The following is a 15,980-nucleotide window of genomic DNA, read 5'->3' as shown; positions in this document are numbered from 1 at the left end:
AAGCCGAACGATCATAAGCTACAACGATTTCACCCCAACCCTAACCAAGGACGATGGTGTCCACCAGTAAACACCTGGACACCATCGTCTTCAATGTCTGAGTTCGGAGGGTGAGTCGGACGATTATTTTCGTCGGAAAAATACTTGACCACAAAGATCATTGACTAATTGAACCGCTCAAAGATCGCCCTGGCGCTAGCGATGCTCACTGGAAGAATCCGGCGAAGCGAAGCGGTAGATCACCTTTGAAAAGCCTTCACGGGTACTTGCCATAAGCCACTTACCCTCACTTGGAAATCCATTTCAGAAGCGCACAGCCTATACATACATGGCTAGGGCTTCTATCTGACTGTCCGCAAAGGGTCGGAAGCCGCCGCTGGGCGAGTTCCGCGTAGCGGGTTTACCAGGTATGTACCGCTTGGTGAACGAGATCAGGCTCTGACTGCTTGCTTTACCCATTGTTGTAAACAGCGGAATTGGAATGAAGCAGTCAAGGAGGTGCCTTTCGGATCTCTCTCCACACAGGCGCGGCGGTCAAACCGGCTCGTTTTGCTGTTTCTTCATATAGCAAAAGTTGGTGTACCCGCCGGGGGGAAGCCAGCTGGAGGATCTACGTATTTTTCCCAACAATCCCATACTCCAGCCTAGGAATTGAGTATCCAGTTGCTTCATTGCCGGAAAAGGTCTATCCATAGGTGTCGCCCATGCGCTCACCTGCATCGGTCATCCCGCTTGCCTGCTGCGTGATTGTCAAAAGCACCCTTCCACAAATCTGCGAGCCTCAGCCATCCCAGTGGCTTCGTAACCAGCCCCCTCAACGAACCAGTGTTGCCTCCGGATCACATATGAAAAGCGCAGACCATTGGCTGAACTACCTCGTCTCCGAAGACGTTGTCCTGGCACGCTCAAAGCTGAAAGGGGATTGGGGGGTTCAGTTAGAACAAAGCGAGGGTGCCTACTTTCACTTCATCAGTGACGGCACTGCGTACGTCCAGATCGAGGGCGAACCAGAAGTCACTTTGGAAGCTGGCGACCTCGTCGTCTTCCCCCAAGGGTCACCTCACTACCTTCGCAGCGCTCCTGGTAGTAAAACGCTCCCTTTGACCGAATTTATCGGAAACACCGAAGCGAGAAATAGCAAGGACCCACACGCTACGGGGCTGCTGTGCGGTGCCTTCGGAATAGCTCGGTATCTGACAACGCCGGCGGTTAAATCTCTGCCAGCGCTTATGCACCTGCAAGCACAATCCGCCGGAGCAAGCGCCCCCTTTACGGTGACGCTCAGGCAGCTATGTGAAGAGGTTGAAAACGTCAGGATTGGCACTGAAGTTGTGGCAAGACATCTGCTCTCCACGCTGTTCGTGTACGTCATGCGGCAATGGTTTGATGCCCATCCTACGTTGGAAACAAGCTGGTTTTCTTCGTTGCAGAACCAGCAAATCGCAAGAGCATTGGCGTGTATCCATCAGAACCCCGCGGCAAGCTGGTCAATTGATACCTTGGCGCATGAGGCTGGAATGTCACGTTCCCTATTCGCCAAGCAGTTTCATGACACAGTCGGAGAAACGCCGCATTTGTATCTGACACGATGGCGTATCGGCATCGCAGTTCAACTGCTCAACCAGACAGACATCACCGTCAGCGAGCTTGCTCAACAGACGGGCTACCGTTCTGAATACTCGTTCATCCGCGCCTTTAAACAGATTCGCGGTATTACTCCCACTCAGCACCGGCTGACTCGGCTCGCCGCGAAGGCCATCCCGGTCGCACCGTGTGCGCATACAGCCCAGCTGCAAGTTCTTTCCCGGTGAACAGAAGCCTCCTCATTCCTTTATCCATCCGACGTAATACCCTGATTCAACCTAAAGACCTGGGTACGCCATCGACACCTCATTGCTTCGGGAGGAAGAGAAATTGACCTCCCGTGTGGGTAACCCGGGCAACAGATCTTTCTGAAAAAACGCCTTCTTTCACTCCAACTAGGCGATCAGCCAGCAGCTCGAATGGAACCTCCTTTACAACGTCTTTCTTCCACTCTCCCCTGCCGAGGCTGTGAAGAACTTCCTCCCCTACGGACACCATCTGTCGCCAACTGTCGTGATCAGAAACCGGGACGTTTGCCCAGTCGTCTATCCAGATAGCTTCTCGGTCGACCAGAGCCCGCGACTCAGCCACCGCGGAGCGAGCATTTCCTCCTATCACCATCACAGTGTCAAAGGCTGGGGCATTCTCTTCCGGGTCATTAAACATTTGTGCGCCGGCGACTACATCATCGAGCCGTGTGCCTGACTTTGTATCGATTCGGCGTCTGATGACTGTGGTGAAGATGTTCTTTTGCTCTGCTAACTGGACGAGATGATGCGCGACTGCCCCCTCAATGTCGCACACCAATAGACGCTTGCAGGCGAGAGGCAATTGGATGAATCCCAGCCAGGCACTGAATGCAGCGCACGGCAAGCTCGCCGCATCTGACCAGCTCACTGTTGAAGGGACTCGCATGAGGACGTTTGAGGGGACCGCCGTATACTCGGCGAATGCACTAGCTCTTTTCCAGTTCTGATGGTAGGCCACACGCCTCCCTAACCACTCCTGAGATACACCCTCAGCAACAGCTACAACTACGCCAGCGCCGTCGACACCAGGTACATGCCCCAAACGCCACTCGGCAAAAGTGCCTTCCAATGATCTCCAATCGAGAGCGTTCAAACCGACTGTCACGTTGCGTACGAGCACATCGCCGGACGCCAGCGAAGGGAGGGGCAGCTCGATCAAAAACAGGTCATCAGGATCGGCGCTGCCTTCCCAAACCCAAGCGCGATGTGTCATTGGCTCCATAGCTCACCTACCCAAAAAACCGATCACAACATTAGGTCTCTACCCTCCCCCGCATGGGTCATTAGCAACCCACAGACCAAGAGGATGGACTGATGCTCAGGGATTTAAATACAGATTAAGCATGATAGTTATCATGCATGATTCGCCAAACCGCGTACAATAGTTCGAGGCCATTCCGCGACTCGGGACACTGGCAACACATTTCCCCAGAGCGGCAAATCATTGCCCACTAGCCGGTTGGTTTTGGCTGAAAAACCGATGCGCGGACCAGGATTTGTTGAGGAAGAAAACTGGCCCACGACTTGCTTTATATGCTACTCAACATACTAGCCCTGGAGGTCAGAAATGAATGGAGTCACCGGAACCAGCAGCGTCCATCATGTTGTTCGCCACAAGGTGGAAAAAACTGAGCCTAAAACGGATGCCGATGCATTTGCAGCCGCAGCGGCTCAAGGCGCTGGGGGGATTGAACGGAATCAGGCGAACAACTCGGCAAGCGCCGAAAGCGACGAGCGAGTCAACGAAGCGTTCGCCAAAATGAAAGTCGCTATGCAGAACACTGCACCGACCACTCAAGACACAACCGACGTGACTGAAGCTGCTGGCCAAGGCAAGAAGTCGGCATCTCAACAGTTCATGGATTTCATGCACCTTACCCCGCGTGAAAAAATCAGGGCCGGCATGCTCGCAGAACTGGGAATCACCCAGGAAGAATACAACGCCATGTCTCCTGACGATAAAGCCAAGATCGACAAGAAAATTGAGGAGATGGAGAAGAAAGAGGCACAACAAAAAATTGTCGAGGCATCAACCTCTGAACCTACTTCCCATACCTCGAATTCGTCATTGAGCAGCACTAGCAGCGAGCAGTCAGCGTCGAACAGCGACCAAGACCAACAAGGCAAAGATAAGAGCCTTGCGGACCTCCTCGCGTCTTGACCACTTAGCTAAAGGACAGGCCGGCGTTGCGGCGCCAATGCATGCCGGCGATGTCTTGCCTCCCGCCCCGATCAGGAACGCTGCTGAAGCTCGGGGTGCTCACCCCAATACTGCCTGGCTACAGTGGCACCTTGGGCCATAAACGAGTCAAAAGCCTCTGGGCTGTATTTTCCGCTTTCATCTGACGTATAGAATGAATACAGATCCTGGAAAACACTGTCACCTTTCGCATTGGTGGCAACGACGCCTTTAACGAATTCATCAATAGAGAGGCCCGAACTCTTCGAGGTATTGATCTCGTCGAAGAGCTTGGCGGCAGCGTCCGACGATACGCCTACCCGCTTGAGTTGCTCGGTAAACTCTTCAAGGCTGAGGGCATTGTCGTGATCCGCGTCTCCTTGAACGAAAATCTCTGGAGCAGTTGCGACGCTCATCGGCATGCTGCTCAGCTTTCCTGAATAAGTCGACACCTCTGAAACTGAGCCATCACTTAACGTAACGACGGTTGAAGGCTGAGGCTCAGAAGGTACGCTTTTGGCCGGTGTCGACGCAGCCTGCTCGTCCGCTTTGGCAGCCGCATTGGCCGTGTACGAGGATGTGGATGTGGATGTGGATGTGGATGTGGATGTGGATGTGGATGTGGATGTGGATGAGTTGATCCCTGAAATCGTCATATTCGAACTCCCTGAGATTAGATTGCAGTCATCAGGTAATCGTCAGCGTGATGGAAATCTTGAGATAAAAATAGCCTGCGGATCGAGCACTGTACGCCGCAACCGATGAGGTTTCACACCACATTAGTGATGCGTTCACCACCTCCAGGTATTTACGCAAAGAGGTGGTGTGCGTGCACCTTTGCCACAGCGCCGGGGCAAAGTTGAGAGGAGCGCTGAGGTGATCAGAACTCTTGCGCAGTGGGACGCAGCACGATTTCGTTGATGTCAACTTCAGCCGGCTGCTCAATGGCGTAGGCAATCGCACGAGCAACAGATTCCGCCGGAATTTCAAAGTTTTTCCAGAACTCCTGCACGCTCGCGGCCGTTTCTGGGTCGGTGCTGTTGTGCTTGAGTTCCGAACGGGTAGTGCCCGGCAGAATGACGGTGGTACGAATGTTTGGACCCACCTCGGCGCGCAGGCCTTCCGAGATCGCGCTCACTGCAAATTTGGTCGCGCTGTACACCGTACCGATAGGTGCAAAGACTTTGCGGGCAGCGACAGAAGAAATGTTGATGAAATGGCCCGAATCACGTTTCTGGAAATGCGGTAGTGCAGCGGCAATGCCATAGAGGACGCCTTTGATATTGACGTCGATCATCTGGTCCCACTCGTCAACCAGCAGCTTGCTCATAGGTGACAAGGGCATGATGCCGGCGTTGTTAACCCAGACATCGATGTGCCCGAACTGGGTGATCGCCTTTTCAGCCAGAAGGTCGAGATCATCGCGATGGGTGACGTCGGTGGCTACGGCGATTGCCTGGATATTCTGGCTTTTCAAATCTGCAATGATCGCCTCCAGCTTGTCGATACGACGTGCGGCCAAAACGAGTTTGGCGCCCATGCTGCCAAGGTGGCGAGCTGTGGCCTCGCCAAGTCCGCTGCTTGCACCTGTGATGACTACGACTTTGTCTTTGATGCCGATATTGGACATGGAAAATTCTCACTAAAAAAGATCGGGTGTACGAGACAAGCCTGATGCGAGGTGGCAAAGACGGCCGGGGACCAAACGTCGAGCCAGAAAAAAGGCGCCCGCTGCAACGGGCGCCCTCGTCTTTCAATACCGACTCACAGCAGGCGCGGCTTACAGCTTGGCCAGGAACTGGTCGACGCTCAGATCGGCGTGACCGATCAGGGGGAAGGAGTAGGTCAGCGCAGCAGCATGTTCACCGCGGTTAAATTCGGCGGTGGCATCGTGAACAAACGTGACGTGGTAGCCCTCTTCGAACGCATGGCGACCGGTGCTCTCAACGCATTTGTGCGAAGTCAGGCCGCACAGAACGACTTTCTGGATGCCACGGGCTTGCAGTTTTTCCTGCATGTCGGTGCCGCGGAAAGAGTTCCACAGACGGTGTTGGCTGATGATGATGTCGCCTTCCTGAGGGCGGAGCGGCTCATAGAAATCTGCGCCCCAGGTGCCTTTCCAGAAGTACTGCTGATCACGGGTGTTTTTGTGCAGGTACGAGTGCAGGAAAGGGACGTCGTCGAAGCTGTGCTCATCCACACCATGCGGTGCATAAATGATTTGCAGGCCAGCCTTACGTGCGCCTTCAACCAGACGCATCAGGTTAGGAAGGAAGCTCACGCGCTCCATTTCGTCCTTGATGCCGTCGTGGAGCTTGCCGCCTGGCGAGAGGAAATCGTTCAGGGGGTCAATGATAACCAGGGCAGAAATGTCGCGTGGATATTCAGTACTCATCTCAATTCACCTTTTGCATTAAGAGCATCATTTAATGAGCCGACACAGGCTCGGTTTTCCGGAGACATCGACGCTCCGGAACAGTCGCTTATGCTGCATATACAACATATAAAGCTTAAAAAGGCCACACGGAGTGCTGCATATACAACTAAACGAGTAAAAAAGGTTACTGCCCGTAGAACATTTCGTTGCCGACATTCATGACAGCTGCGGCACCGCCCTCGCCCAACAAAGTTCGAGCCTGTTCCTGCGCAGCTTGCCAGGCGGGATAAACATCGTGCAGTAGCTTCGTCCCCACCTTCGTCAGCACCACCGGCCGGCGGCGCCCGCCTTCATCACTGGCCGATTCCTCGATCCAGCCACCGTCGAGCAGCAGCTTGATGTTGCGCGTGAGCGTCGAGCGATCCTGATGGGTGAAGCGCCCGATTTCCGCTCGGCTGGCCGACTTCAGGTTGAAGATCGCGACCAGCAGGGCGAACTGTGCAGAGCCAATATCGTAGGGGCGGAGCACGTCGTCATAGACGCTGGACAGCACCCTGGCGATCAGTCGCGTTCGCGAGATCATGCAGTCATTGACCATCTCATTGAGAACTGTGTCTGACATCACGAACACCTGGGCAAATACGCCGACAACAACCTATGGACTGAAATGCTGGTTCTTTCAGTTTCAGAACCGAGCTGACGATCTATAGTTGCATATGCAACACGCATTGTCAAAAGGTTTTTCATGCGGCCCTCTCCTTCCATCCAACCGTCGCCGGCGCTAGTCGGTTACGACACACGGACAGTTCGCCAACGAGGCTGGAGGGCTATCGGTCAAGCGCGTCACGGACGGCAGAAGATGTGGTTAGTAGCTTCGAGGAAAGCTTGGTCCCCAGCTTTTCTTGTACCTCAACCTGTGCTTGGGCCCATCCGTCGTATGCTGTTCTGTATTTGAGTGCACCTGTCGGTGTCAGCTGGAGCCCGAAGGAACGCTTGTCGATGACGACTCCTTCCGGCATATCCACCGTTTCAACGAAGCCTGCCGAGATCAGGGGTTTCAGGCCACGACTCAACGTGCTCCTGTCCATACCCATCAAGTCCGCAAATTCGAGATTCGCAATAGGCCCCACCTGGTGCAAACGCTGAAGAAATGAAAACTGCGGTGCGGTGACGCCATATGGGGACAGATGGGCCTCGTAGATGGCAGTCATCTGACGGGCAAGCTGCCTCACATTCGAACAAAGACACACACTGTTAATTGATTGGCTGCTCATCGTCCTCAACTACTCGAATCTGGTGGGCGCATCTTGTTGTTGAGAGGCGCCGAGGTCAACGCTTGCAATCGGCATCCACTCACTCACCCGCAACAAAGGCAGACTCTGCTGAAGTCTTCAACCGAGCTTCGATCATCAGCCAACGGGTAAGAACAAGTGCTGCGATTGCAACTGCCGATGCCACCCATGCCGCTGCTCCGAAGCCAGACTGGAAGGCGGTTCTCAACGCTGCTAAAACAGGCTCTCCAGAAGCCACGGGCAGCGTGGCAAGCAAAGCCGTCGTGTCCCCTGCGGAGAAACGTTTAGCGATCAATGCGGCGCTTGCTGATGACATTCCAAGACTCTCAGCCATTGGAAGGAATCTGATCAGCATGAAGGAAACCAATACCGCTCCCAGCGCAGCGACAGAAAACAGCAGGGACGTGAAGCGAACCGTGGAAGCAATTCCCGACCCTACCCCGGACTGATTAGGAGGAACAGCGCCCTGCACAGCCTTGGCGGTCTCTCCATTCAGGATTCCAGCGCCTGTACCAGCGACAATCATGGCGAACGCAAACGCGTAGTAGGGAGCCTGCGTGTCCGCGAGTAGCGCCATGGCGATATTTCCCATGGCAGTGATGCAAAGCCCCGCTGAAAGGATAGTCCGCGGCGTCACGGCCAGCTTCGCACCTAGCCGTGGAACCAAGAACATCGGTAACGCGAATGGCAGCATTGAAATTCCAGCGATCACGGGAGCAAAGCTGAAGGCGTTTTGCAGGTAAAGCGGCAGGTAGAAGATCATTACCTGAGCGCCCGCGGCATAACCGACCATTGCAAACGCTGCCCCGGCAAAATTGGGAGCGCGGACGATATCGAAGTTGACCATTGGGCTGGACTGGTGCTTCTCAACGATTCCGAACACCAGCAGAAGCACCAAGCCTGCAAACACCCTCCAGAGGATTCCCAGAGTGAACCAACCGACCGTATTTCCATCGATGACGGCCCAGATGAGTAAAAACAGCCCTGAACTCAATGTGAGTATCCCTAAGTAGTCCAGCCTCTTGGCATCGGGGTCTCGCGACTCAGGAATGATTTTCAGCGTTGCAACGACAAGAACGGTGCAGATGGGGACATTGATCAAGAACGCCCAGATCCAGCCAAAGGCGCTGGATATCACACCTCCCACGATTGGACCGCAGGTAATAGCCGCTCCCATGCACGCGCCCCAAAACGCATAAGCCTTGGCACGCTCCGTTCCTTGGAAGGTGTGATTGATGATAGCCATTGATGCCGTTAGCAAGAGGCTGGCACCCACACCCTGGACCGCTCGCGATAGATTCAACATCAACGGCGATACAGCTAAGCCACATGCCAGCGACGCCAATCCAAAAATGATCATGCCGATTACAGCCGATAGGCGACGGCCGACTTTGTCGCTGAACGAACCAGCAGCGATTAGCAGCGCGGCGAAAGGCAATACATAACCCGTAATGACCCACTGTAGATCAGAGAAATCGGCGTTCAGTGAAGCCGCTATCGTCGGCAGAGCCACCGCCACCACGTTGTTATCGAGCATTACCAGGCAGGAAACCATGGCGATGACGATCAGGATCATTCGGCTATTGGGTAGGTCGGAGACGGTGCTGCTCACGGTTGATTCCTTTGGGCAAATACGTTGTTAGCGGGTCAACCTGCTCGCCCTGAGGAGAACGATACGGCGTCGAAAATGATGCTAGACGGCCGGTGAAAGCAGGCAAAGATCCAGGCGAGGAAAACCACAACAGAAAAGTAGATGCATATACATCGATGCATATGCACTTATATTTCCCTTTCCAAGAGTTGTCCAGCCTCACGCTCATCGATCAGATTGCGAATTCCGGAAAGGGGCAGATGTTCAAACTCTGTGTGGCCGGCTGTGCGGCGGGCCTCAGCCCGCCGCACATAACCTGTCATCGCGTGCTTGCGGCTTGCTCAATGGCATGCACAACACCGTTCACGTCAGTGAGGAATGGAGTGTGCCCCGTATCGAGGGTGACTTCATCCTTGACAGGCGTTGAGGCGACCATACCGGCCTGAAGCCATGGGCTGACGACTTGGTCCTTGGAGGTATGGACGTAGAACTTCGGAACCGTACCGTACGCGCCTGAGGTCAATTTCACAGGGGTGGCCAACGGCCCGAGAGGCTCATCCAGGATCAGGCCGGGAATGGCCTGACGCAGCTGCGCGCTGCCATCGTTAGCGAACAGATCAGCGCGAGCGGCTTGCGCGACCGAAGCGATCCCGTGTTCCTTATCGATGTTGAGCTGAGGTCCGATTTTCGCATCCTTGTCCCCCGTTGCCAGAGACAGCAGCGAATCACCGTCCTTGGGCAGATAGGCAGCCAGGTAAACCAGCGATTGGATCTTCTTGGGCTTGGCCTCGGCAACGTCAGAGATGACGATTCCGCCGAAACTGTGGCCAACCAGGACAACCGGTGCCTTGGCACTGCTTATGGATTTCAGGACGGTGTCGCGGTACAGATCAAGACTTACCTTGTCCGGACCGGCTGGGTTCCCGACACGCCCAGGAAGCGTTGGTACGATGACTTGATAGCCGTCGGCTTTGAGGCCGGCCTCGACGCCTTGCCAGATGCCTGCGTTTTCAAAAGCGCCATGCACCAGTGCAATCGTGGGCTTGGTGTCGGCATGAGCAGTACCGAGTGTGGCAAGGCTGCTCAGTGCCAGAAGTGCTGCAAATTTCTTCATAAAAACCTCAGTGTAATTGCCCGCCTTTGGCCGACAGCAACTCGTCCGGCGCGAGAGGCGACGGATTGAAGTGTCTGGGAAAGGCAGAACGAGTAAGACAAGGCCTTCGTCTGCGAGTGAAGACGAAGGCCGTTTGTGGCCCGGCTCAGGCGATCGCGTTAACCTCTCAAACGCGCGGTAGGCACAGTGATTTCGACCTTGCCGGTCGTCACGTCATAGACCAGCCCCGTGACCGTCGCGTCGCCGGGCATATTCGGATTGGCTTTGAGTGCCGCCACGTCGATCTCGACCGATCTGTAGGGATCATCGATTGCCAGGGCTTCCAGCTTGTCCTCTTCCACGCCCATGTACTGCGCAAGCAGATGGGGCGCATGACGGAAGCAACCCGTAATACCGCACTGGGTGTGGTGCAGCACAACCAGATTCCAGCCTTCCCCGATGGCATTGCCACCGACTTTCGAGACGGTGCCGAGAATCGCCATGGTCTGGAACAGCTCAGGTGTCACGCGTCCACCCACGTTGCGGATGATCGCCGCCTCGCCCGCGTTGAGTTTGAGAACATCCATCGGATCTACGCGGGGATCCACGCAGCCAATGATCATCGTCTTCTGCGAAGGGATGATTTTGAGATCTGCGGAAAAGCCACTCTCCGCATACTCAGCATTGCGTTCGGTCAGGGTCTTGATGAAGTCCATGATTGCCTCCGTCGTTCGACTGGTGAGGGATTAGCGCGGCTGAGGCAGCTTGGTCAGCATCATTGCCTGGACCTGCTGCGGGTTCGCGGTGAACTTCTCGTGAATACCGCGCGATTGGGCGCCTGCAACGATTTCATCGTTGGTACCCGCTTCGATGGCATTCAGGGCGTCCGTCACCACTTCCAGCGGGCTCAGGCGAGGCTCAGGCAATTTGGCGCCCATCGCGGTTTCGGTTTGAACGGCGAGTACGCCAACAACTTGGGTACCCTGCCCGGCCAGTTCGGCGCGGATACTACGGTTCAGCGACAAGCCAGCGGCCTTTGAAGCGGCGTAAGTGCCGGCCATTGGCAGGCTGATCAACGAGAGCATCGAAAGCATGTTCAGAACGGCGCCGCCAGACTTCGCCAATACCGGAGTGAAGGCGCGGGTCATGGCCAGCGGGCCGAAGTAATTCACTTCCATCTCCAGACGAGCGTCATCCATGCTGGATGCCGAGATTGCGCCATCGAATGCGGCGTAGCCGGCGTTGTTGATCAGCAGCGTGACATCGTTTGCCACGCTGGCAGCGGCGGCCACCTGGTCCGCATCAGTCACATCCAATGGCAGCGGAACAAGGCGGTTGTCGCCGGCCTTCAGTAGCTCACCCAAAGAAGCCGTGTCACGTGCGGCGACATAGATTTTTGCGACGCCGCGCTTGAGCAGTTCCTCGACGAACGTGCGACCAATACCACGGTTGGCACCAGTGACCAGAGCAACAGAGTTTTCGATTTTCATGACGGTTTCCTAATATGCGATGAGTATTAATCAGTCAGGGAAACCGACTCGTCCTACACGAGCCGGTCAAACCAATTTCACTTGCCGTTGAGCTTGTCGGCGTGCAGGCGGGCGAATTCGCCAACGGTCATCGAACGACGCCCAGTGATTTTTTCGATGTTGTTGTCAGCGCCAGCCATACGGCCGTTGTGGTAGTCGCGCATCGCGCCGTCCAAGTGCTGAACGATGTACGGCGGCACGCCCATCTGGGCGATCGACTCGACGTATTCCTCGACCGGCAGATCCTGGAAGACGATCTTGCGGCCGAGCGCTTCGGACAGCTCAGCAGCCATCTGTTCGTGGTCCATTTCAACCGGACCGGACAGGTTGATGGTGGTACCGATGTGGCCTTCAGGGTTCTTCAGCAGCGCTGCAATGGCGCGTCCTTGATCGTCTGCTGCGATCGGCGAATGACGACCTTTGCCCACCGGCATACGCAAAACGCCTTGTTGCAGGAACGGGAGTTGCCATGGGTACAGCAGCCATTCCAGGAAGTAGGTCGGGCGCAGGTGAATGACCGGCACACCGGACCAGTTGAGGATCTCTTCGGCAATGTAGGTGTCGCGGCAAGAGTCACTGGTGGACTCGCGGTTAGCAGAGCGCTGGGACAAATTGAGCACCGTTTTGACCCCGGTCTCCCGCGCTGCCTGAGCGAAGTTCACCGTAGCGTTGATCAGGCCTGGTTGTACTGGCCACACAAGGTAGGCGGCGTCCACACCCTGCATCGCATCACGAACGGTGTTGATCTGGAGCAGGTCACCGACGACCACCTCAGCGCCTAATGCTTTCAGCGCATCAGAGCGCTCATCAAGCTTGTGCACCATGGCCCGGACATCGAGGCCCAGAGCGATGGATTCACGAACGGCGGCACGACCTGTGTCGCCAGTAGCACCTGTGATCAGAACTTTCTTGGACATGAGATTTAGATCCTAAAAATAAGGGTTTGGCCGTATTGGCGTCACGCGTCAGTTCGGGTTAAGTGCCGTAGCGCCTCGTCTCCGATGGAGCAAATATCGTCGTTTAACGAGGCGGCCGGTAGCCGTCGATTTGGTCTAACATCTATCTCAACTCAGCATTAATAAACCTCCTTTCATGGCATCATCCAAAACAGGAGGTGCACATCGCCCGTAGCCCGAAATTGCCTGATGGATAACGGGTGTAAGCGAATGCACCGACCTGAAGGATCTAACGAAATGGGTGGAGCACTTAAAAATGGCGCTGAAAGATATCGTTGCGTTGCGCATGTACACACGAGTGGCGCGGCTGGGCAGCTTTTCGGCTGCGGCCCGTGAAAGTGGACTTGCGCAGTCTCAGGTCTCTCGAATGATTGCCGAGCTGGAAGCCAATCTCGGCGCTCGCTTGCTGTCCCGCACCACGCGCGCCGTGGCCCCCACAGAAGCAGGCCTAGAATTTCTCATGCGCATCGAGCCCATCCTGGCGGCGGTAGACGATGCCGAAAACAGCGTTCGGGAAACCGGCGAGCTGCGCGGACTACTCCGCATCGGTATGCCCGCCACAATGGGTATGCGCGTTGTTATTCCGAGGCTCTCGGCGTTCACTGATCAGCACCCGTCTCTGCATCTGGAATTGCTGCTGGAAGACCAATGGCAGGACATGGTTAAGGAAGCCGTCGACGTCGGCATCCGGGTAGGGCAACTGCCGGATCTCTCCGGGACGGCCAAACAGATTGGCTTGATGCGACGGGCTTTGGTGGCGTCACCAAGCTACCTTGAGCGACACGGCACCCCTCAGTGCCCAAGTGACATCCAGAATCACCGAATAGTGGGCGGGCCGGCAGGGTCCCAAGTCACGTCCTGGCATCTGGAGCGCAACGGCGAACAGTCCTCCGTGCACCCCAACGCGCAGATTTCGATCAACAACACGGCAGGAGCACTGACCGCCGCCGTAGGTGGCCTGGGGATTGTTTCCACCACGTCCTGGGCGTGCGCAGCTGAGTTGAAAAGCGGAGCATTGGTGCAGGTGCTTCCTGAATGGAAAATGGCAGAACTGCCGGTTCATGCCTATTTTCCGATGGGACGAACGACCCGCTTGTCTGCCCGTGTATTCGTCGATTTTCTCGCAGCGGTGCTCGCCGAAGACCAGTAAGGTATAGAGGCGTCGCTGCATCGCTGTTCACACGGCTGATCAGCTCCGCAGCTACTGCGCCTCCATTTTGTGAAGCCCTCCAGCAGCCTCAATCGCGTTGAAAGCACGCACCGTTTGAAGAACCGTCGCGTCGGGCGTAGCGAGGCTGTATGCCATGTAAACGCCAATTTCAAGGTCGTTTAGCGGGACAACAGCTTCGAGGTCAGTGAAAGGGATGTCCGCTTTCTTGCAGAACCCGATCGCCTCTGACTCTGGCAACGCGATCATCTCAACCTCCCTCAGTTGGAAGAGGTGGAAGTTCTGATCGTTCGTCGCGGACAGAACCAACTTCGAAAAACCATGCTTAGCCAGATAATCCGATCGCGCATCGCCCCTGACAGCGCCAACTACGTACTGCTTTGCCTCCTCGATACTGGAGGCCCGAATCTCATGACCGGAGCGAAATTTGTAAAGGTGAATGGTGACCCGAGCCAGGCGCCCGACCCACTTGAACAGTTCCTCCCTTTCAGGGGTTCTGGCGATCGGGTAGATCAAGACATTAGGTTCTGCCAAGGCGAGGCTGTAAGCACGAGCCCAGGGATAGAGGCCAAAGTGAACATCCAACAGGCCTGCCTTGTTGAGAGTGTCACGCACAACTTCACTCGCTGGCCCCGACACTCGGCCATGATCGACGAAGGTATACGAGGAGTCTTCGGTAACAGCCTCGATCGTGGTGGCGAAAGCGATATGCGCCAGACTTAAACTGAACGCCAAAACGAACAGTCGAACCAGCATTTTCAATTACTCCAATCAAACGCTTACCCGATCCCGACCTTGGTCTTTGGCGCGGTACAACGCGTCATCAGCCTGTTTCAGGAGTTGGTCGAAGTGTTGCATTACGTCGTGATCGAACACGGCGACGCCAATGCTCAGCGTCACAAACTGTGAAACGCTTGAGGTTTGGTGGGGGAGCTTTCGCTCGGCCAGCACCTCTCGCATCTTCTCAGCGGTAATGAGCGCTTCATCGAGTTCTACACCAGGCAACAACACGGCGAATTCTTCGCCTCCATATCGCGCTGCAAGGTCACCTTTGCGGCGAAAAATCGTTTTGAGGACGTCTGAAACAAACCTCAGACACTCATCCCCTTTTGCATGCCCATATGTATCGTTGTAGAGCTTGAAAAAATCGACATCACACATCAAAACAGATAGCGGCGTTCCATTGATCTTCGCCAACTCGAACTCGTGCATCTTCATTTCTTCGAACTGTCGTCTGTTTGCCAGCCCCGTCAGCGCGTCACGCCTGGAGAGGTCCTCCAAACGGCGGTTCACCGCTTCCAGCTCCTGGGTACGTTCATGAACGAGGCTCGCCAACCTTTCACGGCTGTGCTGCATCGCTCGCTCGTCTGCACGTTGACGCACCAGATGCGCCTTCAGCTTTTCCTGAAGCCGATTCACCCCCTCCTTCAAAAGGCTCAGTTCATCTTCAAGCGTCGGCGGTCGATCCAGTACCAGCTCCTTACTCAACGTATCCGTTGAAAGCTGGCCAAGGTGCAGTGCGATACGCCGGACATGCTGTGTCACAGACCGGTTGAACATCGTCATGATTAAGCCCGCAAGCGCTAGCGACTGAACAAGCTGGGTCGCTACGATACTGAGTACCTCTTTCCAAAGGCGGTGCCACAAGAGCGCCTCATTACCTTCGATGATTAAATCCCCGACCACTTCCGATGCACCCTCATAGGGGTGAACCACTAGGTCACGTTTGAGCGAAGGTGCCAGTGACGAGTCGACAAACTCGGACTTGCGCTTTTCCAGGATCTCTACGGCCTTTCCTGGCCGGACGATCCTCAGCTGTACCCTGCCGAGAGGAGAAGCCCGCCCTACGCTCATGAGTTGCGAGGCGATGGCATCACGATCCATTTCCCAGACCGCTTTTGAAAGCGTTCCTTCAAATACCTCGTCGATTAGCTCAAGCTCGGCACGCATGCTGCTCAAGTTCGAATTCCACGCGAACCAAGTGCGCACGCATACAGCCGCAACGGTGAAGAACGCGCAGAATATAAGCGTCGCTAGAACGAGTCGAAGGCTCAGAGAACGCTTCACGGCCGTCGTCGACGAGGTGCCATTGAATCCCTCATCTGGGTTAGCGAGCATAGCCAGCAACCTCGCCTGGACCGCCTTGAACTCCATGCAATCGCAGAACATTGAATCCCGTCAT

17 protein-coding genes are annotated in these 15,980 nt (G+C 55.4%); 4 read left to right on the top strand and 13 right to left on the bottom strand.

The genetic code is table 11. From position 1 onward, the window contains the following. Positions 1-845 precede the first annotated feature (845 nt). Complete coding sequence (locus ACWKWE_RS00235) at positions 846-1,811, top strand: AraC family transcriptional regulator (protein ID WP_483849216.1); 966 nt, start codon at positions 846-848, stop codon at positions 1,809-1,811. A gap of 79 nt (positions 1,812-1,890) precedes the next feature. On the opposite strand, the gene ACWKWE_RS00230 is transcribed toward ACWKWE_RS00235, so the two are convergent. Next, on the bottom strand, positions 1,891-2,826 hold the full coding sequence (locus tag ACWKWE_RS00230) for an alcohol dehydrogenase catalytic domain-containing protein (protein WP_483849215.1): 936 nt from the start codon (positions 2,824-2,826) through the stop codon (positions 1,891-1,893). 354 nt (positions 2,827-3,180) lie between these two features. Between ACWKWE_RS00230 and ACWKWE_RS00225 the strand changes: the two genes are divergently transcribed. Beyond that, entirely contained in the window at positions 3,181-3,774 is a 594-nt protein-coding gene (locus tag ACWKWE_RS00225; RefSeq protein ID WP_483849214.1) for a hypothetical protein, read from the top strand. 71 nt (positions 3,775-3,845) lie between these two features. On the opposite strand, the gene ACWKWE_RS00220 is transcribed toward ACWKWE_RS00225, so the two are convergent. Next, positions 3,846-4,214: an EF-hand domain-containing protein gene (locus ACWKWE_RS00220; protein WP_483849213.1), complete on the bottom strand. Its 369-nt coding sequence runs from the start codon at positions 4,212-4,214 to the stop codon at positions 3,846-3,848. A gap of 94 nt (positions 4,215-4,308) precedes the next feature. Between ACWKWE_RS00220 and ACWKWE_RS00215 the strand changes: the two genes are divergently transcribed. Next, positions 4,309-4,557: a hypothetical protein gene (locus tag ACWKWE_RS00215; RefSeq protein ID WP_483849212.1), complete on the top strand. Its 249-nt coding sequence runs from the start codon at positions 4,309-4,311 to the stop codon at positions 4,555-4,557. A gap of 115 nt (positions 4,558-4,672) precedes the next feature. Here the strand turns inward: ACWKWE_RS00215 and ACWKWE_RS00210 are convergent, their stop codons facing one another. The 9 genes from ACWKWE_RS00210 to ACWKWE_RS00170 form a co-directional block, all read right to left on the bottom strand. Continuing rightward, positions 4,673-5,422 carry an SDR family oxidoreductase gene (locus ACWKWE_RS00210; protein ID WP_483849211.1) on the bottom strand — a complete coding sequence of 250 codons (750 nt, stop codon included), beginning with the start codon at positions 5,420-5,422 and terminating at the stop codon, positions 4,673-4,675. A gap of 150 nt (positions 5,423-5,572) precedes the next feature. Beyond that, the gene (locus ACWKWE_RS00205; protein ID WP_483849210.1) at positions 5,573-6,187 is read right to left on the bottom strand and encodes a cysteine hydrolase family protein; all 615 of its coding nucleotides are present in this window, start codon (positions 6,185-6,187) and stop codon (positions 5,573-5,575) included. 166 nt (positions 6,188-6,353) lie between these two features. Then, a complete protein-coding gene (locus ACWKWE_RS00200) occupies positions 6,354-6,791 on the bottom strand; it encodes a MarR family winged helix-turn-helix transcriptional regulator (protein ID WP_401144613.1) in 438 nt (145 codons plus the stop codon). Positions 6,792-6,996: 205 nt separating this feature from the next. Further along, positions 6,997-7,380 (bottom strand): MarR family winged helix-turn-helix transcriptional regulator, encoded by a 384-nt coding sequence (locus tag ACWKWE_RS00195; protein ID WP_483849209.1) that lies wholly within the window; start codon positions 7,378-7,380, stop codon positions 6,997-6,999. 142 nt (positions 7,381-7,522) lie between these two features. Continuing rightward, positions 7,523-9,073: an MFS transporter gene (locus ACWKWE_RS00190; RefSeq protein ID WP_483849208.1), complete on the bottom strand. Its 1,551-nt coding sequence runs from the start codon at positions 9,071-9,073 to the stop codon at positions 7,523-7,525. A 298-nt stretch (positions 9,074-9,371) separates the two neighbouring features. Further along, a complete protein-coding gene (locus ACWKWE_RS00185) occupies positions 9,372-10,166 on the bottom strand; it encodes an alpha/beta fold hydrolase (RefSeq protein WP_483849207.1) in 795 nt (264 codons plus the stop codon). A 158-nt stretch (positions 10,167-10,324) separates the two neighbouring features. Continuing rightward, positions 10,325-10,861 (bottom strand): carbonic anhydrase, encoded by a 537-nt coding sequence (locus ACWKWE_RS00180; RefSeq protein ID WP_483849206.1) that lies wholly within the window; start codon positions 10,859-10,861, stop codon positions 10,325-10,327. Positions 10,862-10,891: 30 nt separating this feature from the next. Continuing rightward, the gene (locus ACWKWE_RS00175) at positions 10,892-11,635 is read right to left on the bottom strand and encodes an SDR family NAD(P)-dependent oxidoreductase (RefSeq protein ID WP_483849205.1); all 744 of its coding nucleotides are present in this window, start codon (positions 11,633-11,635) and stop codon (positions 10,892-10,894) included. Positions 11,636-11,712: 77 nt separating this feature from the next. Then, on the bottom strand, positions 11,713-12,591 hold the full coding sequence (locus ACWKWE_RS00170) for an NmrA family NAD(P)-binding protein (RefSeq protein WP_483849204.1): 879 nt from the start codon (positions 12,589-12,591) through the stop codon (positions 11,713-11,715). Positions 12,592-12,886: 295 nt separating this feature from the next. On the opposite strand from ACWKWE_RS00170, the gene ACWKWE_RS00165 reads away from it, so the two are divergent. Beyond that, positions 12,887-13,780, top strand: coding sequence for a LysR family transcriptional regulator (locus ACWKWE_RS00165; RefSeq protein WP_483849203.1), 894 nt, complete (start codon positions 12,887-12,889; stop codon positions 13,778-13,780). A 51-nt stretch (positions 13,781-13,831) separates the two neighbouring features. Here the strand turns inward: ACWKWE_RS00165 and ACWKWE_RS00160 are convergent, their stop codons facing one another. Together ACWKWE_RS00160 and ACWKWE_RS00155 are read right to left on the bottom strand one after the other, a co-directional pair. After that, on the bottom strand, positions 13,832-14,554 hold the full coding sequence (locus ACWKWE_RS00160; protein WP_483849202.1) for a substrate-binding periplasmic protein: 723 nt from the start codon (positions 14,552-14,554) through the stop codon (positions 13,832-13,834). Positions 14,555-14,569: 15 nt separating this feature from the next. Beyond that, complete coding sequence (locus tag ACWKWE_RS00155) at positions 14,570-15,748, bottom strand: GGDEF domain-containing protein (protein WP_483849957.1); 1,179 nt, start codon at positions 15,746-15,748, stop codon at positions 14,570-14,572. Positions 15,749-15,980 lie beyond the last annotated feature (232 nt).

The sequence above is a fragment of the Pseudomonas salicis genome (assembly GCF_057128705.1).
Note: the sequence above shows the minus strand (reverse complement) of the source record. Positions and strands in the feature narration are given on the sequence as shown.

Bases quoted from the DNA above. Each gene is read 5' to 3' on its own strand.
- ACWKWE_RS00205 (WP_483849210.1), bottom strand. From the start codon at position 6,187: ATGAGTACTGAATATCCACGCGACATTTCTGCCCTGGTTATCATTGAC.
- ACWKWE_RS00180 (WP_483849206.1), bottom strand. From the start codon at position 10,861: ATGGACTTCATCAAGACCCTGACCGAACGCAATGCTGAGTATGCGGAG.
- ACWKWE_RS00170 (WP_483849204.1), bottom strand. From the start codon at position 12,591: ATGTCCAAGAAAGTTCTGATCACAGGTGCTACTGGCGACACAGGTCGT.
- ACWKWE_RS00225 (WP_483849214.1), top strand. From the start codon at position 3,181: ATGAATGGAGTCACCGGAACCAGCAGCGTCCATCATGTTGTTCGCCAC.
- ACWKWE_RS00230 (WP_483849215.1), bottom strand. From the start codon at position 2,826: ATGACACATCGCGCTTGGGTTTGGGAAGGCAGCGCCGATCCTGATGAC.
- ACWKWE_RS00235 (WP_483849216.1), top strand. From the start codon at position 846: ATGAAAAGCGCAGACCATTGGCTGAACTACCTCGTCTCCGAAGACGTT.
- ACWKWE_RS00155 (WP_483849957.1), bottom strand. From the start codon at position 15,748: ATGCGTGCCGAGCTTGAGCTAATCGACGAGGTATTTGAAGGAACGCTT.
- ACWKWE_RS00185 (WP_483849207.1), bottom strand. From the start codon at position 10,166: ATGAAGAAATTTGCAGCACTTCTGGCACTGAGCAGCCTTGCCACACTC.
- ACWKWE_RS00195 (WP_483849209.1), bottom strand. From the start codon at position 7,380: ATGACTGCCATCTACGAGGCCCATCTGTCCCCATATGGCGTCACCGCA.
- ACWKWE_RS00160 (WP_483849202.1), bottom strand. From the start codon at position 14,554: ATGCTGGTTCGACTGTTCGTTTTGGCGTTCAGTTTAAGTCTGGCGCAT.
- ACWKWE_RS00175 (WP_483849205.1), bottom strand. From the start codon at position 11,635: ATGAAAATCGAAAACTCTGTTGCTCTGGTCACTGGTGCCAACCGTGGT.
- ACWKWE_RS00220 (WP_483849213.1), bottom strand. From the start codon at position 4,214: ATGCCGATGAGCGTCGCAACTGCTCCAGAGATTTTCGTTCAAGGAGAC.
- ACWKWE_RS00165 (WP_483849203.1), top strand. From the start codon at position 12,887: ATGGCGCTGAAAGATATCGTTGCGTTGCGCATGTACACACGAGTGGCG.
- ACWKWE_RS00200 (WP_401144613.1), bottom strand. From the start codon at position 6,791: ATGTCAGACACAGTTCTCAATGAGATGGTCAATGACTGCATGATCTCG.
- ACWKWE_RS00210 (WP_483849211.1), bottom strand. From the start codon at position 5,422: ATGTCCAATATCGGCATCAAAGACAAAGTCGTAGTCATCACAGGTGCA.